We start from the raw sequence: 22,726 nt of genomic DNA on the forward strand, positions 1-22,726 counted from the left end.
TGAGCCTTTTGGCAGAAAGATTTGAATCTGAAGCAGAGGAGAAGATCATGAAAGCCGTATTTTTTGATTTAGATGATACACTACTTTGGGACGAAAAAAGCGTCAGAACAACATTTGCAGAAAGTTGCTTACAGGCGGAGAAAAAATATGGCCTTGACCCTGAGGAATTCGAAGCAGCTGTTCGCGAAGCGGCGAGAGAATTGTACATGTCATATGAGACGTATCCATATACAGTGATGATCGGCATTAACCCGTTTGAAGGGCTGTGGTCCAATTTCTCAGAGCCTATCAGCGAGGGCTTTCAAAAGCTGAACAAGATTGTGCCGGAGTACAGAAGAAATGCGTGGACAAACGGACTTAAAGCGCTTGGGATCGATGATCCTGCATATGGCGAATACTTAGGAGAGTTTTTTGCGGCAGAGCGCAGAAAACGCCCGTTTGTATATGATGAAACATTTGCTGTACTCGATCAATTAAAAGGCAAATATGAATTATTGCTTTTGACTAATGGCGATCCGAGTCTGCAAAAGGAGAAGCTTGCCGGTGTGCCTGAGCTCGCCCCTTACTTCAATGAAATTGTCATCTCGGGCGCATTCGGCAAGGGCAAGCCGGATGTTTCCATTTTTGAACATTGCCTTAAGCTGATGAATATTGAAAAAGACGATGCCATCATGGTCGGCGATAATTTGAATACTGATATTTTAGGCGCTTCAAGAGCCGGAATCAAAACCGTTTGGATCAACCGGACGGATAAGAAAAACGAAACTGACGTATCGCCTGATTACATCATCAGCAGCCTTCATGATTTGTTTCCTATATTAGAGAAATAAAAAAGCATGATCTCTTCAATGAGATCATGCTTTTTTATTTTATTTTTTCGCTTCAGCTACTGCCTTTTTGACAAACTCATCAAGAGAAATCGTTTCAGAGTTCTGTTCACCGTATTTCCGCACGTTTACCGCGCCGTTTTCTGCTTCTTGGTCACCGACCACCAGCATGTACGGGATTTTTTGCATTTGTGCTTCACGGATTTTGTAGCCGATTTTTTCATCGCGGCTGTCGACCTCAACACGCAGGCCTTCACGCTGCAGGCGTTCCTGTACCTTTTTCGCGTAGTCTAAATGCACAGCCGGAGAAACCGGGATGACTTGGAACTGAACCGGTGCAAGCCATGTCGGCAGTGCGCCTTTGTGTTCTTCGATTAAGAAGGCGACAAAACGTTCCATTGTTGAGACGACGCCTCTGTGAATGACAACCGGACGGTGCTGCTTGCCGTCTTCACCGATGTATGTCAGATCGAAACGTTCCGGCAATAAGAAATCAAGCTGAACCGTAGACAATGTTTCTTCTTTGCCGATTGCAGTTTTTACTTGAACATCAAGTTTAGGGCCGTAGAATGCCGCTTCACCTTCTGCTTCGTAATAGTCATGGCCGATTTCGTCCATTGCCTCTTTCAGCATGGATTGCGCTTTGTTCCACATTTCATCGTCATCAAAATATTTCTCTGTATCTTCCGGATCGCGGTAAGACAGACGGAATGTGTAATCACTTAAACCGAAATCCTCATATACATCCTGGATTAAACGAACTGTACGGATAAACTCATCCTTAATTTGATCCGGGCGCACAAAGATGTGTGCATCGTTTAACGTCATTCCGCGTACGCGTTGAAGCCCTGACAGCGCACCTGACATTTCATAGCGGTGCATCGTTCCCAGCTCCGCAATCCGAATCGGAAGCTCGCGGTAGCTGTGAATGTCTTGTTTGTAAATCATCATATGGTGCGGGCAGTTCATCGGACGCAATACAAGTGTTTCATTGTCCATTTCCATCGGAGGGAACATGCCTTCCTGATAATGGTCCCAATGCCCTGATGTTTCATACAGCTCTTTGCTGCCGAGCACAGGTGTATACACATGCTCATAGCCAAGGCTGATTTCTTTATCGACAATGTAGCGCTCGATGACGCGGCGGATTGTTGCGCCCTTTGGCAGCCAAAGCGGCAGGCCTTGTCCGACTTTTTGAGAGTTCGCAAACAGCTTTAATTCTTTGCCGAGCTTTCTGTGGTCGCGTTCTTTCGCTTCTTCTAGCATACGAAGATGCTCTTCAAGATCAGCCTTTTTGAAGAAAGCTGTACCATATACGCGCTGAAGCATTTGGTTTTTGCTGTCACCGCGCCAGTATGCGCCAGCAAGGCTTAGCAGCTTAAATTCTTTGATTTTTCCAGTTGAAGGAACATGAACGCCGCGACACAGGTCAAAGAATTCGCCTTGCTCATAGATCGAAACGGTTTCTCCTTCAGGAATCGCATCCAATAGTTCAAGCTTCAGGTCATCACCGATTTCCGCAAAACGGGCTTTCGCTTCTTCACGGCTGACTTCTTTTCGAACGATCGGAAGGTTCGCATTGACGATTTTTTTCATTTCTTTCTCGATTTTCGGCAGATCCTCCGGTGTAATCGCTTCGTCCATTTCTACATCGTAGTAAAAACCGTTTTCGATGACCGGACCGACGCCGAATTTAACATCCTTGTAGATGCGTTTAATCGCTTGAGCCAGCAAGTGAGCCGTACTATGGCGCATAATTTGAAGACCTTCTTCCGAGCCTTCTGTAATGATTTCCACTGTACCGTCTTCATTGATCGGCGTTCTCAAATCGATTTCTTTTCCGTTCAGTTTTCCGGCTAATGACTTTTTCTTTAATCCCGGACTGATGGATGCCGCGATATCTTCTGTTGTTGTTCCTTTCGCAAACTCCTTGACTGCTCCATCAGGAAATGTGATTTTTACCATATCTGACATCTTTGTCACTCCTTTTTTTGCATATAAAAAACCCCGCCCCCTATGAAAGGGACGAGGTTGAATAAACGGAATCGTGGTTCCACCCTTTTTTCCGCAAAGCCAATACGGCACCTGCGGCTCTAAGCTCTGTAACGGGAGTTCCCGTCAGCCATTACTGTTCCTTTTCAAGGGGTTCACAGCTGAAGTTCAAAGGCGGTAAAGCGAATGGTCCTTAGCTGGGAAGCTTGCAGCCGGGGCTTCCCTCTCTTTGAGCCGGTATCATTCCTTCGTGTCCTTATCAATACGTGTGTCTTTCTTAATCTCCTATGTATTATAAATTGTTCAATCCAAAAAATCAACACGATCACGTTTCCTTTTTTCAAACCGACAGCCTTATATATACAGGCTGCCGGCCCTTATCCTTCCGAGTGCTTCACCGTTGTTTCTGCATCTGAAAAAGCGTGCAGCGGAAGCATTTCCACTCTTTCTTGAAACACGTTTTGAATGGTCCTTGCCATCATGTGCTCGGGCTGGTCGGTATAAAGCACGACTTCATCAGGCGCAATGGAAATCAGCGGCGCGAGCAAATGAGAATCAATATACATAGGATGATCCCGGACAAACCGCCTGTCTATGTATTTCATTTTTTCCCGTTCCGGCACATAGCGCAGCTCCCATAATGTAAAGGAACCATCATGGACAATATGCACTTTTTTGATACGCGGCTGTTTGGCGTTTACATAGTCTCTGAGTGTTTGAATAAAGTTTTGATATTCCTGCTCCATCTTATATTCATCAATCGCTGCTTCTGTAATGTCTCTCAGCTGCTTATAGTATGATCCAAGCCGGAAGGTCTGAAAGGAGCGAATGTAAAATACGCCTTCCTCTAAACAGATCGTTTGGAGTTCATCCAAAATAGATTGTTTCCGTGAAAGCTTCAGCGGCTCAAACGGAAGATCGTCTGCTTCACCTTCAATAATACTGTGTGCGAGCTGAAGAATTTGCTGCTGTTCATCCTGGTCAGTGAAACAATATGTTTCCTCAATCAATGACAGCATATGCTCGTCTTCTTTGCATTCCAAAAAAAATTTGACCAGAATCGGCTCCATAAAACGTTGAATAGAGAAAGCCGGCTTCGCTTTTTTAATCCCGATTTTTCGTATGCCTTCACGGACAATGATATTGTTCCGATCGTCCGAATGCTGAATGAGATGTAAAAAAGCGGCTGCATCATGGTCATCTTCAAAGATTATTTCAAGCATGTTTGTCCCCCCTTACGGCATCTGTTACAAGTATATGGGGGATGTTTTTAAAATAGACGTAAAGGTCACTGGCAAATCTTAATTTGATTCCTGGAACAAGTTTTGCATTTTCTTTCTGAAGATTAATGGCAGCGAAATAAACACGATATACAGAGCGAGAACAAGAAAGAAAGCTGGCAGATTACCAGACAAAAAGCTCGCTCCCAGAACATTCAGCGCAATGGTCCCAGGGATGATTCCCACAGCCGTCGCCGCAAAATACGGCATCGCTTTGACATTGGAAAGGCCTGCCGCATAGCTGACGAAATCAAAATTGATCGGCAGGATTCTTAAAAGGAAGATATAGAAAAATCCGTTATCCTCCATTTGCTTCTGGATGGCTTCAAGCTTTTCATAATAGCCGTTCTTTTTCGCCGCAAACAAACCGGCCGCAAAAAACGAAACAGCTGAAGCACACATTGAACCGACTAACGTATAAAACGTGCCGAGAAGCGGACCAAACGCAAGTCCGCCCGCTATTGAAATAACAGACACTGGAAATAAAACGAGCGGCCTGACGATGGATATCCCAATAAACATCAGCGGTGCAAAAACACCGAACGACAATACCCATACCCTGATCTCTTTCGGCGATACATTCAAATATCTTTTATTTCCCCAAAAGATTAAACCTGCACCTGCCAGCACTGCCAGCCATTTAAAAGCGGTTTTTCGTTTCATACCCTCAGTTCCTTCCCCTTTGAACCGCAGCAGTTACGGATGGCGGCGGTTTTCTCCGTCAAGGCGGATCGGAGCAGCCAAATATAATATCCGCTCCATTAATCTTGCCGCTTTTACTTCTTCCTTTTCTCCCCTTTGCGAATACGTAAAATGATGCTTCAGCTCGTCAGGTGAGAAATTAGAAGAAAAGAAAGTGGGCAGCTGCTGGGACATTCTGTGTTGAAGCACTGTTCCAATGACTTCATCCCTTACCCAGCTTGTCATTGATTCAGCTCCGATGTCATCTAGCATCAATACGGGTGTGGTCTTTACCATATTGAGCTTCTCTTCTAATGTTTGGTCTTGCAGCGAATTTTTAAGCTCTCTCACAAATTCGGGCACATAGACAATCATGGATGAATATTCTTTTTCAGCCAGCTCATTGGCAATCGCAGCGAGCATAAACGTTTTTCCCACCCCGAATTTCCCGTATAAATATAGTCCTTTGCCTTTTCCCGTCTCGTTATAGCTTTTCAGAAAATCTGTAACATGCTGGAACATCGCGAGCCTGCTCGGGTCACTGATATCGACCTGCTGGAACGTCGCACCGAGAAGATCCTGCTGGATATACATGCTTTTCATAAGAGACTTTTGTTTTTTCTGCTGGTCGAGCTTCCGTTTAACTGGGCATTCATAATATTCGATATCAATAGACCGCCCATTGACAACAAGCTTCGGATGGTAGCCCTCCAACAAATTGTTGCAATTTTCGTCTTCCGAGCAATAGGAGCAGTTCTTGCTTTGTTCGATATATTCATAAAGCTTATTTAAGCTCTTTTCGATCATTTTTTGGTCAATCACTTCTTCGTTTTCCTTTAAAAACGCTTGAACATCTTGATCTTTCATGACCTTTTCCTTCATTTGTTCAAGACGTTTTTGAAAATCCGGCCTGCCGGTTACGCCCTGCAGGGAACGGCCGATTGGTTCCATCTATTCCTCACCCCGCATCTCTGTCTTTAATAGGCAGAGTATTTTTTCAGTTTTTGCATTTCTTCCATCATCTTTTTCTTCTGTTCTTCCAAATCTTGCGGATGCAGCTTCTGCTGTCCGAATTCTGAATCGGACGCTGTTTCTTTTTCTTTCATCCAGTCAGGAAGCTTTTCTTCGCGAATCACTTTTTGGTTTCGTTTCGAAGACTTTGTTTTTCCCTCAGCCCATTCAAGGTATTGGCGGTTCTCTTCTATCGCGAGTTTCATCGCTTCCCTGACCGTTTTCACCTTTTTTCGTGCCCAATGTGACGCGATTTTTTGAATATAGTTTTTCGACAGCTTCATGTCGGTTTTCAGCATGACATAATAAATTAACACATTTGTGACGCCTGGCTCGAGTTTCTGTTCGAACATAATTTCTTCTATGATTTTCAGATCCGCTTTTGACGGCTCTGTTCCGTCAGCAATGTCCTGCAGAAGCTTCTTCGGAGAAATCGTCTCCAGCAATGCGATCAGCTTCCCGTCCAGAGAATCCTCTTCTGCCGGTTTTTCGCCTTCACGCAGATGCACCGGCTGTGTTTTTTCCACTAAATCGGGCAGCTGTCCGTTTCTTTCGATTTGATACCAGTCGCTGGCCGCTTTTCTTAATGCCTCCGTCGTAATGACATCATGCTCATCAATTGCGCTCATCACGACATTTTGCATCTGCAATGGGTCAATTCCGTACAGATAAGAAAGCTTTTTGATTGTGTCCCGCACCTGCTGGGTCATCGCTTTTCTCGGAATCATCGTCTCAGAAAGTCCCGCTAAAAACAAATCAAAATCAAACACATCCTCCGTTATGGTGTAGGACGGAGCCTGTCCGACAGAAGTATACTCGTTCCCCTCGGCAAGTCTTACCGTTTCCTCCATATCAGATGTGAGCTTCCATTCACTCGGCTGCAGCGATTCAAACGCGTGATTAAACGGCCGCGTAATGTCCTTCGCATCTTCTGAAATGGCCGGGTGCGTAAAAAATTGTTTTAATTGCTGATATTTCGTTTTTCCGACCCTATTGTACAGAAAAACATTCAGCATTCCGTCTTCAAAAAATTCATTTGGCCTGAGCGGCGGAAGGAGTTCATATATAAAGAGGCGCTCCTGCCGCTCGGATTCTTTCATATATACTTTCAGTAATCCGATGCCCTCGAGCTTCCCCTGTTCCTGATGGATCGTTTTTAAGTTGGACTGTGTCATCCCCATCAGCTGTCTATGTGTGGACTCTCCGCCCCACAGACGGTTTTGTTCAAGCTCTCCCCACAATGTCATATAAAGAGAGAATGCAACAGGGCCGATTAAGGGCTGGTACAGTTGTGTAATAATTTGTCTGTCAATATCCTGCAGCATCGCTCTGCTTTTCACCACATACGGGTCTACAGGCAGTACATCTTTCCAATAGTCAGCCATACATTCTCAAACCTTCCGAATTTGTTTCTACCTTTCATTTTACACCGTTTCTTATATCTATCAAATGCCAATTTTGCACATGAGAAAAGAGCTAGAAGAATCCTCTTAGCTCTTTTAACGCTCTTTCTTTATTAAGTCTTTTAATTCGTCGATAAAGACGTTTATATCTTTAAACTGCCGATAGACGGACGCGAACCGCACATATGCGACTTCATCAATCTTAGCCAGCCGGTCCATGACCATTTCTCCAACGAACTCACTCTTCACCTCAGAGCAGCCTTGATTGCGAAGTTCTTTTTCAATATCAAAGCACATGTCTTCAAGCGTTTTGAGTGAAACAGGCCTTTTTTCGCATGCTTTTATGAGGCCGCGCAGCATTTTTTCTCTGCTGAACTCCTCACGCACACCTTCTTTTTTCACAACGATGAGCGGGGTTTCCTCCACTTTCTCAAAGGTCGTAAACCGGTAGTGGCAGGATTCACACTCGCGTCTTCGGCGAATCGATTTCCCGTCATCCACAGGCCGTGAATCAAGGACTCGCGTTCCGTTATGCTGGCATGAAGGACATTTCAATAAAATCAGCTCCCAACTATATCGTTCCCTGCAATGTATTTTCGGCAGCCTCCGCCTTATCAAAATAGATGTGACAGCATCTGTCGGGAGAGCCGTTGTTCAATATGTTTCTATAGCATTAGGTGGTTTGTGAAAATCTCCTTCTTATTTTACAAAAAAAATGAAAAAAGAAAAAGCTGACACTCTCGTTTCTTTATAAAAAATAAAAGGAGCATAAGCTAAAAAGCGCATAATGGCCTTCTAGCTTCAGCTCCCTTTGTGTTCGCATTTACTTTATAGTACTTTTGCTTGCGCCTGTTTAATTTGCACAGGCCCCATTCCTCTCGGTATTTCAATGTTTTCTCTTGTATCAGCATGTAATGCTTCTGCGATGTAATCAGCAGCAACATTAGGATCTAAGTCTCCACAAGTATAAACATCAATGCTCGCATATCCGTGCTCAGGAAAACTGTGAATCGTTAAGTGTGATTCAGAAATAATCACAACTCCGCTTACGCCTTGCGGTGCAAATTTGTGAAATGCAACCTCGCGCACCTCAGCACCTGATTTTAGAGCAGCATTTACAAACGTTTTTTCAATAAAATCCATGTCATTCAGCTTATCAAAATCGCATCCCCATAGCTCGGAGATAACGTGACGCCCCATTGTTTCCATAGTCATGGACCCCCCTTAACAAGAATTAAAAAGTGAAATTCCAACAACTGGGTCGGCCATTTACCACGGGGGAAAGTTAGTCCGGAGAGGTCCTAACCCTTTAAGTAATTCCGAAACAGTCTCAAGCAAGAAGTTCACGAAAAATAGTATACTGTGTTTAAGTCTAATTTGCAAGGTGCGTTTTTTTAGAAATATGCTGTTAAGGGTTTTTTCTTTAAAATGTGTCCATGACCTTATTTTATACAGCAGACGGATGTTTCATTCGTGCCGCTACATGGCGGATCAAATCAACAACTCTGCAGGAGTAGCCCCATTCGTTGTCATACCACGCCAGCACCTTAACTTTTCTGTCTTCCATTACCATTGTTGTAAGCCCGTCAATGACCGCTGAATGCGGATTTGTATTATAATCAGTCGATACAAGCGGTTCATCTGAATAATCAAGTACACCGTACATCGACGTTTTGGCAGCGCGTTTAAATGCCTCGTTTACGTCTTCAGCCGTAACATCTGATTTCAGATCAACTACGAGATCAACCAATGAGACGTTCGGAACAGGGACACGCAAGGCGAGGCCGTGAAGCTTTCCTTTCAGATGCGGCAGCACAAGCGAAAGCGCCTTTGCCGCTCCTGTTGTTGTCGGAATGATGGATTCACCGCAAGCCCGCGCCCGGCGCAAATCTTTGTGCGGGTTATCAATATTTTTTTGGTCATTCGTATACGCATGAACTGTAGTCATCAGCCCGCTCTCAATGCCAAACTCTTCATCCAGCACTTTAACAACAGGCGCAAGACAGTTTGTCGTGCATGACGCATTTGAAATAATCACATGGCGCTCAGCGTCGAATTGGTCTTCATTTACCCCCATCACAATGGTAACGTCTTCATTTTTTCCCGGGGCAGTCAAAATGACTTTTTTTGCGCCCGCTTCTATATGGCCCATCGCTTTATCTTTTGAATTAAACTTCCCTGTTGCTTCGACGACTATGTCAATATCATATTCCCGCCAAGGCAGCTGTTTTGGGTCACGGCTGTTTAACAAAAGCACTTTCTTTCCATTTACGATCAGGCTGTCTTCACCAGCCACAACCTCTTTATCGTATCTGCCGTGAATTGTGTCATACTTTATTAAATGAGCCAGCGTTTCTGCGGAATAGCTGGCGTTAATGGCCACTATTTGAATTTGATCGTCTAACATCGCTTTTCTGAAAACCATTCTTCCGATTCTTCCAAACCCGTTGATCGCTACTTTTACCTTCATGTTGGACACCCCTTATCAATTATGCCATCCTAATATGTTACTATCTAAAATTAGTATAACACATTAAAACAAATTCGCCAGTACATATTGATAAAAATCAACGATTATAACGCTAATTTATGATACATCATATGTTTTCTTGCACAAAATATCAGTCGTAAAGGCAAAAAGCAGCCAGCGCTCTGCACTGACTGCCCTCATGCTTTATAATTCCTGTTTCAACTTATCATTGAGCACACTTTCTTCTAACACAGAAAAAGTATCTCCGTACACTCTGTTAATATGATTCGCTCCCCAAGCACACAGCATATCTAAAATCCCTTCTAAGCTGCGCCCGTATTCGCTGAGCTCGTATTCCACTTTTGGAGGAACCTGATTATAAACGATCCGGTTAATGACACCGTCCGCTTCCAGCTCACGCAGCTGCTGGGTCAGCATCTTTTGCGTGATGTTGGGCATCAGGCGCTTTAATTCACTCGTGCGTTTTTTTCCGTGCGTCAGATGGCATAAAATCACGCATTTCCACTTCCCGCCAATCACTTCGAGAGTCGCTTCAACAGAAATGTTATATTTTTTCTTCTCCATACAATCCATTCTCCTTACAGGCACCAAAAAGTGACTATAGCACTTAAAAGTACGTACTTTTCTTTCCTAACGATATGTTTCATAATCACATTTGCCGGCTGATTTGAATCTGCTCTTTTTTATTTATATAGCTTACTCAGCAGAATTTCAATCATACAACACATACAAAGGAGGAACATCATGACTTCAGCCAAAAAAAGCAGTATTCCTGCACTCCTGGCTTTGGCCGTAAGTGCATTCGCGATAGGGACAACCGAATTTATCAGTGTCGGCCTTTTGCCGCTCATTGCTGATGACCTGCATATTCCAGTCACAACAGCAGGATTGACCGTTTCCCTTTATGCGCTCGGCGTTACATTTGGAGCACCTATTTTAACTTCATTGACCTCAAGCATGTCTCGTAAGACACTATTGCTTTGGATCATGTTTATTTTTATTGCCGGTAATACGATGGCGGCAACCGCTTCAAGCATCGGGATTTTATTAGCAGCCCGTGTGATATCGGCATTTTCACACGGTGTATTTATGTCAATCGGTTCGACAATCGCAGCGGATATTGTCCCGGAGAATAAAAGGGCCAGCGCGATTTCGATTATGTTTACCGGCCTTACTGTGGCAACTGTAACCGGAGTTCCTTTCGGCACGTTTATCGGCCAGCAGTTCGGCTGGCGTTTTGCCTTTATGGTCATTATCGCCGTCGGAATCATTGCTTTTATTACAAATGGCATTCTTGTACCGTCCAAATTACGAAAAGGGACAAAAACAACGATGCGGGATCAATTGAAGCTTGTGACAAACGGCCGGTTATTGCTTTTATTTGTCATTACAGCTCTTGGGTACGGAGGAACATTCGTTGTATTCACATATCTGTCTCCCCTGCTTCAGGAAGTAACAGGCTTCAAAGCCGGAACTGTTGCAGTGATTCTGCTCGGATATGGTATCGCTATCGCTATCGGAAATATGATTGGCGGAAAGCTGTCTAACCGAAATCCGATTGCCGCTTTATTCTATATGTTTATCGTACAGGCAATCGTTCTATTTGTACTGACATTTACGGCCTCATATCAAGCAGCAGGCCTCATCACCATTCTCTGTATGGGATTGCTGGCCTTTATGAACGTGCCCGGCCTTCAGGTGTATGTCGTCATGCTGGCTGAGCGTTTTGTCCCGAGTGCAGTTGACGTCGCATCCGCGATGAATATCGCTGCCTTTAATGCAGGGATCGCGCTTGGCTCATACCTTGGTGGTGTGATCACCGATTCAATCGGATTGATTCATACCGCTTGGATAGGCGGATTAATGGTGGCCGGAGCAGTTATTTTAACAGGCTGGAGCCGCTTGATGGAAAAACGGGATCGGCAGGAAGCCTGACAATTTTAAAGGAGGAAATAAACATGACAACACATTTACAAGCAACAGCAACACTTCATAATGGGGTAAAAATGCCTTGGTTCGGCCTCGGCGTCTTCCAAGTGGAGGAAGGATCTGAACTGGTAAACGCAGTTAAAACTGCCATTGCCCACGGGTACCGCAGTATTGATACTGCAGCTATCTATGGAAATGAAGCTGGAGTCGGAGAAGGGATTCGGCAGGGCATTGAAGAAGCAGGCATTTCAAGAGAGGATCTATTTATTACATCGAAAGTATGGAATGCTGATTTAGGCTACGAGGAAACACTCGCCGCATTTGAAACAAGCCTGTCAAAACTCGGTCTGGATTATTTAGATCTATACCTCATCCACTGGCCTGTAGAAGGAAAGTATAAAGATGCTTGGAGAGCGCTTGAAACATTGTATAAAGAAGGCCGTATCAAAGCAATCGGCGTAAGCAACTTCCAAATTCACCATCTTGAAGATCTGATGACGGCAGCTGAAATTAAGCCTATGATTAACCAAGTGGAATTTCACCCGCGCCTCACACAAAAAGAATTGATAAGTTACTGCCAAAATCAGGACATCCAGATGGAGGCTTGGTCACCTTTGATGCAGGGGCAGCTGCTGGATCACCCTGTATTGGCTGACATCGCTCAAACATATAACAAATCTGTCGCACAAATTATTTTGCGCTGGGATCTGCAGCATGGCATCATCACAATTCCAAAATCAACGAAGGAACACCGCATTAAAGAAAATGCAAGTGTCTTTGACTTTGAATTAACACAGGATGACATGAACCGAATCGATGCCCTGAATGAAGATTTGCGCGTCGGCCCTGATCCGGACAACTTTGATTTTTAATGGCAAAAAACACCGTTCATATTGAACGGTGTTTTTGTATTATGCCCAGCTGTTGATGATGTCATCAAGCTGCCTTTTGGTCTCTTCGAGCGTTCCGCTATTATCGATGACTTGATCTGCTCTTGCCTTTTTTTCCTCTAGGGGCATTTGAGAGCGGATACGGCTGACTGCTTCTTCTTCCGTCAGCTGATTGCGCTTCATCAGACGTTCCAGTTGGAGCTCTTTTGTCACACTGACCACAATAATTTTATCAACCAATGATTCCAATTTGCTTTCGAACAAAAGCGGGATATCCAATACAACAAATGCCTCCCGATTTGCAATGGCCTCATCACGGCACTTGAGCATTTCCTGCCTGACTGCGGGATGAACAATTGCATTTAAGGCGAGACGCTTTTGATCATTTGTAAATACCAGCGCCCCAAGCTTTTTTCGATCTATATCGCCATTTGAGAGCAGGATGTCTTCACCGAATTCGTCAATGATTTGCCGGTAGGCCGGCATCCCTTTTTCTACCGCTTGTTTTGCAATGATATCTGCATCTATAACTGTTATTCCTTTTTCAATCAGCATATTGGCTACCGTGCTTTTGCCGCTAGCTATTCCTCCCGTTAAACCAATGACTAAGGTCAAGAGATCCACTCCTTTTTACAATTTCCAGAGCCCAATCGTGATCAGCAGAAGCCCTGGCAAAAACGCCATTTTATCGATCCATTTCCACTTAGACAAAAAATGGCCGGCATTGATTCCGATTGATACAAACAGTGAGCTCATGATTGCCACGGCGATGCTCATCACAATCGGTGAAAAACCGAGAATGGCTGCGCCTATACCTGCCCCAAAAGCATCAATCGATAAGGCAAATCCCAATAGGACCGCCTCAATTCCATTGATCACACCCGATTTGTCGATATCCGCACTCATCGGTTTTCTCAAAATATGAATCACAATCCCTAATGACCGAACCTCTAAATTAAGCAGTGTTTTTTCATGCAATAGGTATTCTTTGTCTTTCGCCGGTTTGAAAAATTGATACAGAACCCACGCACCAATTCCGACCAATATCAAACCGCCAAGCTTCTCCGTCACATATACAGGAAAAAACTTTGTGAGAAAGCTTCCGATCAGCATGGAGATAAACATGACAGCACCGGAACAGCAGGCGATAACCAAAATCGCTTTAAACGGTATTTTCATTTTTCTCAATCCGTACGTAAATCCGACTGAAAAACTGTCCAAGCTGACAGCCAACGCCAGCAGCAGTATAGAAACCATTTGCATATCCGTTTCTTCCTTTCTGTTGGTGCTCTTGTATCAGATGTGAAATGCCCGGGATTCATCACAATCATATATATGGGAAAGTGAAAAATCCGTGTTTCAAAAATGGCATCCTCTATTACAGAGTTACTGATATATGCACCGACAGCTTGGACGATGAAGCTTTATGCTGCTATTTTTTCTGGCACTTTGCGCAAAAATGCGTGCCTCTTCCTCCGACGACGATTTTCGAAATCATCGTACCACAATTTTTGCATGGCTTGTCTTTTTTTCCGTAGACAAAATGCTGCAGCTGGAACATTCCGATTTCCCCTTGGGAGTTGATATACGAGCGGACTGTGCTGCCGCCCGCATCAATCGCTTCCTGCAGGGTATTTTTGATTTCAGCGTGAAGGGTTTTGATTGTCTGATCTGATAATTGATTTGCTTTTGTCTCGGGATGGACACCCGCTCTGAAAAGAGCCTCGTCCACATAAATGTTCCCTAGTCCGACGACCGTTTTTTGATCCAGCAGGGCAGTTTTGACAGCGCGGTTTGTTTTGGCAAGCCGTTCTTTTAAATATGCACTCGTAAATTCTTCTGCATCCGGCTCCGGACCTAACTGAGAAAGCGGGAGCTCGCCCGCCTCTTCTCCCGGTTTAAATAAGTGCATGGTTCCAAACTTCCGAACATCTCTGTAACGGAGCTGGGTTCCATCCGTCATCGTAAATATGACATGCACATGTTTATCGTCTGGCTCCTCCGCTTGATGAAGCCCGTATTTCCCTTCCATTCGCAGGTGGGAAACCATGACATAATGATCTAAATGAAACAGCAAAAACTTTCCCCGTCTTCCGATAGACTGTATCGTTTCTCCTGCTAGATTTCGCGCAAATTCCTCCGGTTCGGCAGGCCGTTTGATGATATTCGGCCATCTGATCTCTACCGATTTGATTGTTTTTCCCTTTACAAGCCCGGTCAGAGTGCGCCGGACCGTCTCAACCTCTGGTAATTCCGGCACATCCATCACTTCCTATCTCTGTTTATTTCGCATCGTACCAAGATGGGCCTGATGCAAAGTCCACCTTTAACGGCACATCTAATGCAAGCGCATGCTCCATTACTTCAGGAACAAGCTTTTCAAGAATTTCAATTTCCTCCTGTGGCGCTTCAAATATCAATTCATCGTGTACTTGAAGCAGCAGCCTTGCTTTCAGCTGTTTTTCTTTCAGCTTGGCAGCCATGTCAATCATAGCTTTTTTGATGATATCAGCGGCGCTTCCTTGAATCGGTGTATTCATGGCCGTCCGCTCCGCAAAACTGCGAATATTAAAGTTTCGGCTCGTCAGCTCAGGAATGTAGCGGCGTCGATGCATAAGTGTTGTTACGTACCCTTTTTGCTTCGCGTCCTGAACTGAATCTTCCATGTACGCTTTTACGCCTTGGAAGCTTTCCAGATAGCGGTCGATAAATGCACCGGCTTCCTTCCTGGTGATGCCGAGGTTCTGTGACAGACCGTAATCGCTGATGCCGTAAACAATGCCAAAGTTGACCGCTTTCGCCTGGCGTCTCATCGCAGATGTCACTTCATCCTCAGCAACATGAAACACATCCATTGCCGTTTTCGTATGAATATCCATATCGTTTGTAAAAGCTTCGATCAGATTTTCATCCTTTGAAATATGGGCAAGCACCCGCAGCTCGATTTGTGAATAATCGGCTGCAAAAATGAGCCAGTCTTTTTCAGACGGCACAAAAGCTTGGCGAATTTTCCGTCCTTCCTCAAGCCTGATCGGAATGTTTTGCAGATTCGGATCAGTCGAGCTGAGACGGCCAGTTTGCGTTAAGGCCTGATTAAAGCGCGTGTGCACTTTATGCGAATCAGGTCTAGTCACCTTTAAAAGCCCTTCGATATATGTTGATTGGAGCTTGCCAATTTGTCTGTACTGCAAAATATAGTCGACAATATCATGCTTGTCAGCCAGCTTTTCAAGCACATCGGCAGACGTAGAATAACCTGTTTTGGTTTTCTTTACGACAGGAAGGCCAATTTTTTCAAACAAGATGACGCCGAGCTGTTTCGGAGAATTGATGTTAAACGGCTCTCCCGCGATCTCATGGATTTTTTCTTCATATTCCTTCAGCTTTGCACCCAGTTCTTCACCCATCCGTTTTAAACGGTCAACATCGACCTTGACGCCAGTTGATTCCATTTCTCCGAGAATAAGCGCAAGAGGCATTTCAAGCTCTTCAAACAGCTCAAGCTGATCATTGTTTTCCAGCTCCTGAACAAGCTTTTCCCGAAGGCTTTGAATCGCTAACGCTTTTCGGCCAAGGTGCTCAGACAGTACGTCTTCTGACGGCACTGCCCGTTTTGCCCCTTTTCCGTAAACTGATTCATCGCTCGAAACGATATGCAGGCCATAATCCTTGGCCACACTCGCAACGTCGTCATATGAATTGCCCGGGTTGATGATATAGGCCGCAAGGAGCGTATCAAACTCGGCACCCTTTAGCTCAATGCCCTGCCAGCGCAAGGCAACAACAGCCCGCTTGCTGTCGAAGACCCATTTCTTCTGCTCGTCATTTTCCACCCATTCTTTAAACACCTCAGACTCAACGGCAATGTCTTTCGGAATGAAATAAGCTCCCGTTTCATTTACGATCGAAAATCCGAGAATCGGCTCTTCATGATAATTATCGCCAATCTGTTCAACGACAAATGCAGATGGAGAAACCAATATGCCGCTGGTTACGTCTGTAACGATTTCGACATTAATGTCTTCTAACGACTGATCCTGCTCCGCTTCTGCACTGTCTTCCCCAAGCCGTTCAAGAAGCGTGTTGAAGCCAAGATCTTTAAAGATGGCAATGACCTGTTCACGGTTAAAGCCTTGATATTCCAGGCCGGAAACAGATACCTCAATCGGAGCATCCGTCATAATCGTCGCAAGCTCCTTGCTCATCAATGCCTGATCCTTAAATTCCTCAAGCTTTTCCTTCAATTTCTTTCCGCTCACCTCGTCAATGGACTCCAGCAGCTTTTCAACGGAATCAAATTGTTTTAAAAGCTTAATCGCAGTCTTTTCTCCGACGCCGGGCACACCCGGGATATTATCTGAGGAATCGCCCATCAGACCCTTCATGTCAATGATTTGTTCAGGCGTAAGCCCGTATTTCTCTTTGACATGCTCCGGTGTGTAAAATTCAACATCAGTAATTCCCTTTCTCGTAATGGCAACTGTCGTGTTGTCCGTTGCCAGCTGGGTTAAATCCTTATCTCCTGAAAAAACCTTTACTTCAAATCCGTCTTTTTCAGCCGATTTGGCCAGTGTACCGATAATATCATCCGCTTCGTATTGTTCCAGTTCATAGCGGCTGATCTGGTAGGCATCAAGCAGCTCGCGGATAAAAGGCATTTGTTCGGAAAGCTCAGGCGGGGTTTTCTGTCTGCCGCCTTTATATTCTTTAAATGTGCCGTGACGAAATGTTGTTTTCCCGGCATCGAACGCAACCAGCATATGCGTCGGTTTTTCATCCTCAAGCATTTTCATCAAAATCATCGCAAAGCCGTATACAGCATTTGTATGAACACCTTTGTCATTGCTTAACAGCGGCAATGCAAAAAACGCCCGGTAAGCCAGACTGTTTCCGTCTACAAGCACTAATTTCTTTCGTTCCGTCATTCAATTTCCTCCTAAGAAGCCTCACGCTTCCATTCATCTCTTACATAGTCATTAGCTCCTCTTATTTTAACAAAGTTCAATTTGAAAGGAAAATACGTGAACTATAAGAGAAGACACAAAAAAGGACGGGAACACAAATAGGTTCCCGCCGTCAAAATTGGCTCCTTGGATGAAGGGGTTCTACTACATCCTACCAGCATAGGTTTAACAGTGCATGAAGATATTGTTAAACCTTTGTAAACATTAGGCGGACTTTTCAGCGGCCCGTTTCAGCGTCACGGTAAAGACAGTTCCCCGTCCAGGCTCGCTTGTGACATCAATTTTCCCTTCATGAGCCTCTATTAAATGCTTCACAATCGCAAGGCCCAGCCCGGTCCCCCCCGAATTCCTGCTTCTGTCTTTATCTACGCGGTAAAAGCGTTCAAAAATGCGCGGAATTTCTTCTTTTTGAATTCCGATTCCGGAATCGGCGACCTCAATCTGAATGTCTTTTTCTCTGGGCTTTACATTGATAGCCACTGAGCCTCCCTCAGGCGTGTAGGTTAACGCATTGTTTACGAGATTAAGAAATACCTGTTTCAGCCTGTACGGATCACCTGACACATATTGAGGGTCTTTCGGAATATTCAGTTGCAGGGAGATGCCTTTCTCATCCGCCTTATGCTTCAGAAGCGTTTCAATCTCACCAAGCATTTTGGCCGGCTCAAACGTATCGATACTGAGCGTGAAATTTTGCTGCTCGATTTTTGAGAGATCGAGCAAATCCTGAACCAAAGACTGAAGTCTTTCGCTTTCCTTAAGAATAATAGAGAGAAATTCAGAAAGCGCCTCTTTGTCCTCCATCGCCCCATCCAATAACGTCTCCGTAAACCCTTTTATGGACGTAATCGGCGTTTTCAGCTCATGAGAAACATTGGCCACAAAATCCTTCCTCATCTGCTCTAATTTCTTCGTTTCTGTCATGTCATGGAAAACGAGCACAATTCCTTTCCATTCATCGTCCGGCCCCATAATCGGAACGCCGTCCACTTCAAAATAACGCCGTTCTATTTTGATCGGAAGTCTTAACAGCTTGCATTTCTTTGTCTCCGTCATAAAAATATCTTCGACTAGCTGGATCACTTCTTCATGTTCAAATGCATCGTGATAAAGACGGCGCAGCATCTGATTCGGATTGATATGAAACTGCTTGGCGTAAGACCTGTTTACAAGATTAATAAAGCCTCTTCCGTCGATCATAATCAGTCCGGAGCCAATGTTTTCAATGACTGTCAGCAGCCGATCCCGCTGCATTTCCTGCGTTCGGGTCATTTCCATCAGATCAATGGCAAGGCTGTTCATCGCACGTCCAAGCTTATCAGAGCGCCTGATATAGCCGCCGTACGTCCGTGCATCATAGTTACCCTTGGAAAGTTCTGTGGCTACATTTGTCGCTGCTTCTATTGACTTTTTATAACGTGAGGTCATGCTGGAATAAAAATAAACAATGACGATAAATGCGGTACAAAGACTGGCCGTCAGCATCCCCCACAATTCGCCTTTCAAGCCGTCGCTTTTTTCAGAGGCGGAAAGCAGCACATATCCTGTTTTTTCACCTTCGCTTCTAAGTGAAAGTCCGTAATAAAGCTTGTTATTTGCTGTTGAAAGAATCCCCTCATGGCCAGAAACAAGCGCCTGCACCTTTTGGGAATCTGCCGCTCTCCCGTTTGACCCATACAGCACCTTGCCGTCTGTATCAATAACGGCTGCACTCACATCAAGCGCCTCGCCTGCATCTTTAATGATTTTCTCATTTGCTCGATCATTTAGATTGCCGGCATCAAGTAGCGAAGCCATGTATTTTGCTTCTTTTTCAATGTGTTCCTCTGCTTTCCTTTGACCAGATGTTTCAAAGAGCTGCTGTAAAAACAGCCCGAGGACACAAAACACCAGAATCAAACAGACAACGAATACTGAAAAAAGGCGCACACGGTTTTTATTCATTCATTTTTGGCTCCTCCAGTTTATACCCCAATCCCCTAATCGTTTTAATATAGATCGGTTTTTTGGTATTATATTCAATTTTGTCGCGAAGATGGCTGATATGCACATCAACTATTCTCGTATCTCCGGCAAAATCATAATTCCAGACTGCGCTCAGCAGCAGATCTCTTGTCAGAACTCTGCCTTTATGTCTGCCTAAATAAAGCAGCAGTTCGAATTCTTTCGGTGTCAGTTCAAGCTGATTTTCTTTAAAGTACGCTTCATAATGATCAGGCAGGATTTTCAGATCGCCAATTACGATCTGGCCTTCCATGTCATCGTTCTTCATTTCACTAGAGGGCGCAGCCATTTCCGAACGCCTTAAAATCGCTTTGACTCTCGCATTTACTTCCCTTGGACTGAACGGCTTGGTCATATAATCGTCAGCACCAAGCTCAAGCCCTAATACTTTGTCGAATTCCTCATCCTTCGCTGTCAGCATTAAAATGGGAAACATCAGTTTTTGCTGTCTCAGCTGCTTGCATACTTCGATTCCGTCCAATTTTGGAAGCATCACATCAAGCACAATCAAATCAGGTTTCTCTGTTTCCGCTTTTTTGAGTGCTTCTTCCCCATCCGAGGCGGTAATAACATCATAGCCTGACCGTTCCAAATTGTACTGTAAAAGAGTAACAATAGATTCTTCATCATCCACAACTAAAATTTTCTTGTTCATGCTGTGCCTCCAGTATTATAATTCCCCGACATCCTATTTCTCTATTTTATGTCATCTTAACATGTTTCATGATTTTATTTTAGCGAAAGCAGGACATTCCGACAATTCGCCTTTTACACCATTTTTAAAAGAAATACAAACGATGATGGTAACGCTTTCATATATAGTAAAAAGAGAAAGGCTGTATCAAGCAAGCCTTTCTCTCTTTTTATTAGGATAATACTTTCATGACATTTTTGACAGATTCAACTGATTTATTCAGCTGCGCTCTTTCATAGTCTGTCAGTTCAAGTTCAATGATTTGTTCAAGTCCGTTGCCGCCTACAATTGTAGGAACGCCAAGGTAGATGCCTTCATAGCCGTATTCCCCTTCAAGATAAGCAATTGTAGGAAGGACGCGGCGTTGATCTTTCAAGATCGCTTCGACCATTTCTGTCAGAGAAGCCGCAGGCGCATAATACGCGCTTCCGTTTCCAAGAAGATTCACGATTTCGCCTCCGCCTTTTCTAGTGCGCTCCACAATTGCGTCAATCCGTTCTTTCGGAATGAGAGTTTCTAGCGGGATACCGCCGGCATAAGAATAACGCACAAGCGGCACCATATCGTCACCGTGTCCGCCGAGTACGAAACCAGTCACATCTTTCACTGACAGGTTTAATTCCTCTGCCACAAATGTTCTGAATCTCGCCGTATCAAGCACACCGGACTGGCCGATTACACGCTCTTTAGGGAAGCCGGATTCTTTGTACACCGCGTATGTCATTGCATCAACAGGATTTGTCAGCACCACAATAATAGAGTCAGGAGAATATTTCACGATTTCCCGTGTAACGCTTCTCATAATCTTTTCGTTTGTAGAGACCAGATCATCCCTGCTCATACCAGGTTTTCTTGCGATACCGGCTGTAATGACAACAATGTCAGAGCCAGCTGTATCCTCGTAATTGGATGTTCCCGTAATTTTTGCGTCAAAGCCTTGAACCGGGCTTGCTTCAAGCATATCAAGGGCTTTTCCCTTTGTCGGGTTCTCCAATTGCGGAATGTCAACAAGAACAACGTCTGCCAGCTCTTTTTGAGCGATTAAAAATGCAGTTGTAGCTCCGGTAAAACCTGCTCCGATAACAGAAACTTTTTTACGAGTATTTCCCATGTCTCTCTTCTCCTTTATGGCTAGTTTTAGGCTTTTTCCTTGCTTAGTCCATGTTTTTGATCAGTTCTTCTCCGAACTCTGAACATTTCACTTCAGTCGCGCCATCCATTAATCTGGCAAAATCGTAAGTTACGACTTTAGAAGCGATTGTTTTTTCCATAGATTTGATAACCAAATCAGCCGCTTCGTTCCATCCTAAATGCTCAAGAAGCAGAACGCCTGAAAGAATAACTGAAGATGGATTTACTTTATCAAGGCCTGCATATTTAGGAGCCGTTCCGTGCGTCGCCTCGAAAATCGCATGTCCTGTTTCATAGTTGATGTTCGCTCCAGGAGCAATGCCGATTCCGCCGACTTGCGCAGCAAGGGCATCAGAAATGTAATCTCCGTTCAAGTTCATTGTCGCAACGACATCAAACTCGTTTGGACGCGTTAAGATCTGCTGAAGGAAAATGTCAGCAATGCTGTCTTTGATAATGATTTTTCCTGCTGCTTCCGCTTCGCTTTGCGCTTTGTTGGCAGCGTCTTTTCCTTGTTCTTCAGCAATGCGGTCATATTGAGCCCATGTGAAGACTTTATCTCCGTACTCTTTTTCAGCAAGTTCATAGCCCCAGTTTTTGAAGGCGCCTTCAGTGAACTTCATGATGTTTCCTTTATGAACAAGCGTTACGGATTTGCGGCCATGCTCGATTGCATAATCAATGGCAGCTCTGACTAAACGGCTTGTTCCTTCCTCGGAAACAGGCTTAATGCCAATACCTGATGTCTCAGGGAAACGGATTTTGTTGACGTTTAACTCATTTTGAAGGAAGCTGATAAGCTTTTGTACTTCTTCTGAGCCTTTTGCATACTCGATGCCTGCGTAAATATCTTCTGTATTTTCACGGAAGATGACCATATCAGTATCTTCAGGGCGTTTTACCGGTGACGGCACTCCAGTAAAGTATCTTACAGGTCTTAGGCAGACGAATAGGTCAAGCTCTTGTCTGAGCGCTACGTTCAGAGAACGGATACCGCCGCCGACAGGTGTCGTTAACGGGCCTTTAATCGCGATAAAATATTCGCGGATCACATCTAATGTTTCAGCAGGGAGCCACTCACCTGTTTTATTATAAGCCTTTTCTCCGGCATAAACTTCTTTCCACGTAATTTTCTTTTCGCCTTTGTATGCTTTTTCTACTGCTGCTTCCAAAACCTTCGAAGCCGCGTTCCAAATATCAGGACCGGTTCCGTCTCCTTCGATAAACGGGATAATCGGGTTGTTTGGTACGTTTAATACTCCGTTAGAGACTGTAATTTTTTCACCTTGTGCCACAATAAAAACCTCCCAGTATGTAATTCATATTTAGAAAACATTTTATTTTTCTTATATAGAAAACAAAATGATTTTTCTCAACATTCAATTTAAAGTGTAACTCAAATTTGATGTTCTGAACAAGAGGCTAACCT

Annotated in this window: 19 protein-coding genes and 1 pseudogene; 3 read left to right on the forward strand and 17 right to left on the reverse strand. The window is 44.3% G+C overall.

Translation table 11 applies throughout. The annotated features are described in order from the left end of the window. Window positions 1–47: 47 nt before the first annotated feature. Window positions 48–830: an HAD family hydrolase gene (locus ACQXR1_RS11930; RefSeq protein ID WP_430772235.1), complete on the forward strand. Its 783-nt coding sequence runs from the start codon at window positions 48–50 to the stop codon at window positions 828–830. A 39-nt stretch (window positions 831–869) separates the two neighbouring features. On the opposite strand, the gene thrS is transcribed toward ACQXR1_RS11930, so the two are convergent. From thrS to ACQXR1_RS11975, 9 genes are all read right to left on the reverse strand, one after another. Then, a complete protein-coding gene (thrS, locus tag ACQXR1_RS11935; protein WP_014480529.1) occupies window positions 870–2,801 on the reverse strand; it encodes a threonine--tRNA ligase in 1,932 nt (643 codons plus the stop codon). 395 nt (window positions 2,802–3,196) lie between these two features. Beyond that, window positions 3,197–4,042, reverse strand: a complete 846-nt coding sequence (ytxC, locus tag ACQXR1_RS11940; RefSeq protein ID WP_430772236.1) for a putative sporulation protein YtxC — start codon at window positions 4,040–4,042, stop codon at window positions 3,197–3,199. A 78-nt stretch (window positions 4,043–4,120) separates the two neighbouring features. Continuing rightward, window positions 4,121–4,762, reverse strand: a complete 642-nt coding sequence (locus tag ACQXR1_RS11945) for a TVP38/TMEM64 family protein (protein WP_014664930.1) — start codon at window positions 4,760–4,762, stop codon at window positions 4,121–4,123. Window positions 4,763–4,795: 33 nt separating this feature from the next. Further along, window positions 4,796–5,731, reverse strand: a complete 936-nt coding sequence (gene dnaI, locus ACQXR1_RS11950) for a primosomal protein DnaI (RefSeq protein WP_014480531.1) — start codon at window positions 5,729–5,731, stop codon at window positions 4,796–4,798. Window positions 5,732–5,757: 26 nt separating this feature from the next. Continuing rightward, complete coding sequence (gene dnaB, locus ACQXR1_RS11955) at window positions 5,758–7,176, reverse strand: replication initiation membrane attachment protein DnaB (RefSeq protein ID WP_430772237.1); 1,419 nt, start codon at window positions 7,174–7,176, stop codon at window positions 5,758–5,760. Window positions 7,177–7,290: 114 nt separating this feature from the next. Then, window positions 7,291–7,749, reverse strand: coding sequence for a transcriptional regulator NrdR (gene nrdR / locus ACQXR1_RS11960; RefSeq protein WP_040082169.1), 459 nt, complete (start codon window positions 7,747–7,749; stop codon window positions 7,291–7,293). Between the two features lie 273 nt (window positions 7,750–8,022). Further along, on the reverse strand, window positions 8,023–8,403 hold the full coding sequence (speD, locus tag ACQXR1_RS11965) for an adenosylmethionine decarboxylase (protein WP_003223584.1): 381 nt from the start codon (window positions 8,401–8,403) through the stop codon (window positions 8,023–8,025). Between the two features lie 238 nt (window positions 8,404–8,641). Continuing rightward, window positions 8,642–9,664 (reverse strand): glyceraldehyde-3-phosphate dehydrogenase, encoded by a 1,023-nt coding sequence (locus tag ACQXR1_RS11970; RefSeq protein ID WP_426496608.1) that lies wholly within the window; start codon window positions 9,662–9,664, stop codon window positions 8,642–8,644. Between the two features lie 204 nt (window positions 9,665–9,868). Further along, on the reverse strand, window positions 9,869–10,249 hold the full coding sequence (locus ACQXR1_RS11975; protein WP_040082166.1) for a winged helix-turn-helix transcriptional regulator: 381 nt from the start codon (window positions 10,247–10,249) through the stop codon (window positions 9,869–9,871). 180 nt (window positions 10,250–10,429) lie between these two features. On the opposite strand from ACQXR1_RS11975, the gene ACQXR1_RS11980 reads away from it, so the two are divergent. Continuing rightward, window positions 10,430–11,620: an MFS transporter gene (locus ACQXR1_RS11980; protein ID WP_430772238.1), complete on the forward strand. Its 1,191-nt coding sequence runs from the start codon at window positions 10,430–10,432 to the stop codon at window positions 11,618–11,620. A gap of 23 nt (window positions 11,621–11,643) precedes the next feature. After that, the gene (ytbE, locus tag ACQXR1_RS11985) at window positions 11,644–12,486 is read left to right on the forward strand and encodes an aldo/keto reductase YtbE (RefSeq protein WP_304592452.1); all 843 of its coding nucleotides are present in this window, start codon (window positions 11,644–11,646) and stop codon (window positions 12,484–12,486) included. 39 nt (window positions 12,487–12,525) lie between these two features. On the opposite strand, the gene coaE is transcribed toward ytbE, so the two are convergent. The 8 genes and pseudogenes from coaE to icd form a co-directional block, all read right to left on the reverse strand. Beyond that, complete coding sequence (gene coaE / locus ACQXR1_RS11990; RefSeq protein WP_430772239.1) at window positions 12,526–13,119, reverse strand: dephospho-CoA kinase; 594 nt, start codon at window positions 13,117–13,119, stop codon at window positions 12,526–12,528. A 15-nt stretch (window positions 13,120–13,134) separates the two neighbouring features. After that, window positions 13,135–13,785, reverse strand: a pseudogene (ytaF, locus tag ACQXR1_RS11995) (sporulation membrane protein YtaF); the annotation flags it as partial. 151 nt (window positions 13,786–13,936) lie between these two features. Next, the gene (gene mutM / locus ACQXR1_RS12000; RefSeq protein ID WP_040082162.1) at window positions 13,937–14,764 is read right to left on the reverse strand and encodes a DNA-formamidopyrimidine glycosylase; all 828 of its coding nucleotides are present in this window, start codon (window positions 14,762–14,764) and stop codon (window positions 13,937–13,939) included. Window positions 14,765–14,786: 22 nt separating this feature from the next. Then, window positions 14,787–17,429 (reverse strand): DNA polymerase I, encoded by a 2,643-nt coding sequence (gene polA, locus ACQXR1_RS12005; RefSeq protein WP_243572134.1) that lies wholly within the window; start codon window positions 17,427–17,429, stop codon window positions 14,787–14,789. Window positions 17,430–17,672: 243 nt separating this feature from the next. Continuing rightward, complete coding sequence (gene phoR / locus ACQXR1_RS12010) at window positions 17,673–19,412, reverse strand: sensory box histidine kinase PhoR (RefSeq protein WP_103030823.1); 1,740 nt, start codon at window positions 19,410–19,412, stop codon at window positions 17,673–17,675. Beyond that, a complete protein-coding gene (gene phoP, locus ACQXR1_RS12015) occupies window positions 19,405–20,127 on the reverse strand; it encodes a two-component system response regulator PhoP (RefSeq protein WP_014664941.1) in 723 nt (240 codons plus the stop codon). Before phoP ends, phoR begins: the two co-directional genes overlap by 8 nt. A gap of 211 nt (window positions 20,128–20,338) precedes the next feature. Continuing rightward, complete coding sequence (mdh, locus tag ACQXR1_RS12020; protein ID WP_003237775.1) at window positions 20,339–21,277, reverse strand: malate dehydrogenase; 939 nt, start codon at window positions 21,275–21,277, stop codon at window positions 20,339–20,341. A 43-nt stretch (window positions 21,278–21,320) separates the two neighbouring features. Next, the gene (gene icd, locus ACQXR1_RS12025; RefSeq protein ID WP_003229433.1) at window positions 21,321–22,592 is read right to left on the reverse strand and encodes an NADP-dependent isocitrate dehydrogenase; all 1,272 of its coding nucleotides are present in this window, start codon (window positions 22,590–22,592) and stop codon (window positions 21,321–21,323) included. Window positions 22,593–22,726 lie beyond the last annotated feature (134 nt).

The organism is Bacillus sp. ATD (assembly GCF_050585765.1).
GTDB lineage: Bacteria > Bacillota > Bacilli > Bacillales > Bacillaceae > Bacillus > Bacillus stercoris.

Excerpts from the sequence above, each read along its gene's own strand:
- ACQXR1_RS11970 (WP_426496608.1), bottom strand. The coding sequence starts at position 9,664 with ATGAAGGTAAAAGTAGCGATCAACGGGTTTGGAAGAATCGGAAGAATG.
- ytbE (WP_304592452.1), top strand. The coding sequence starts at position 11,644 with ATGACAACACATTTACAAGCAACAGCAACACTTCATAATGGGGTAAAA.
- ACQXR1_RS11975 (WP_040082166.1), bottom strand. The coding sequence starts at position 10,249 with ATGGAGAAGAAAAAATATAACATTTCTGTTGAAGCGACTCTCGAAGTG.
- ytxC (WP_430772236.1), bottom strand. The coding sequence starts at position 4,042 with ATGCTTGAAATAATCTTTGAAGATGACCATGATGCAGCCGCTTTTTTA.
- dnaB (WP_430772237.1), bottom strand. The coding sequence starts at position 7,176 with ATGGCTGACTATTGGAAAGATGTACTGCCTGTAGACCCGTATGTGGTG.
- ACQXR1_RS11930 (WP_430772235.1), top strand. The coding sequence starts at position 48 with ATGAAAGCCGTATTTTTTGATTTAGATGATACACTACTTTGGGACGAA.
- thrS (WP_014480529.1), bottom strand. The coding sequence starts at position 2,801 with ATGTCAGATATGGTAAAAATCACATTTCCTGATGGAGCAGTCAAGGAG.
- speD (WP_003223584.1), bottom strand. The coding sequence starts at position 8,403 with ATGGAAACAATGGGGCGTCACGTTATCTCCGAGCTATGGGGATGCGAT.
- phoR (WP_103030823.1), bottom strand. The coding sequence starts at position 19,412 with ATGAATAAAAACCGTGTGCGCCTTTTTTCAGTATTCGTTGTCTGTTTG.
- ACQXR1_RS11980 (WP_430772238.1), top strand. The coding sequence starts at position 10,430 with ATGACTTCAGCCAAAAAAAGCAGTATTCCTGCACTCCTGGCTTTGGCC.
- polA (WP_243572134.1), bottom strand. The coding sequence starts at position 17,429 with ATGACGGAACGAAAGAAATTAGTGCTTGTAGACGGAAACAGTCTGGCT.
- phoP (WP_014664941.1), bottom strand. The coding sequence starts at position 20,127 with ATGAACAAGAAAATTTTAGTTGTGGATGATGAAGAATCTATTGTTACT.
- mdh (WP_003237775.1), bottom strand. The coding sequence starts at position 21,277 with ATGGGAAATACTCGTAAAAAAGTTTCTGTTATCGGAGCAGGTTTTACC.
- ACQXR1_RS11945 (WP_014664930.1), bottom strand. The coding sequence starts at position 4,762 with ATGAAACGAAAAACCGCTTTTAAATGGCTGGCAGTGCTGGCAGGTGCA.
- dnaI (WP_014480531.1), bottom strand. The coding sequence starts at position 5,731 with ATGGAACCAATCGGCCGTTCCCTGCAGGGCGTAACCGGCAGGCCGGAT.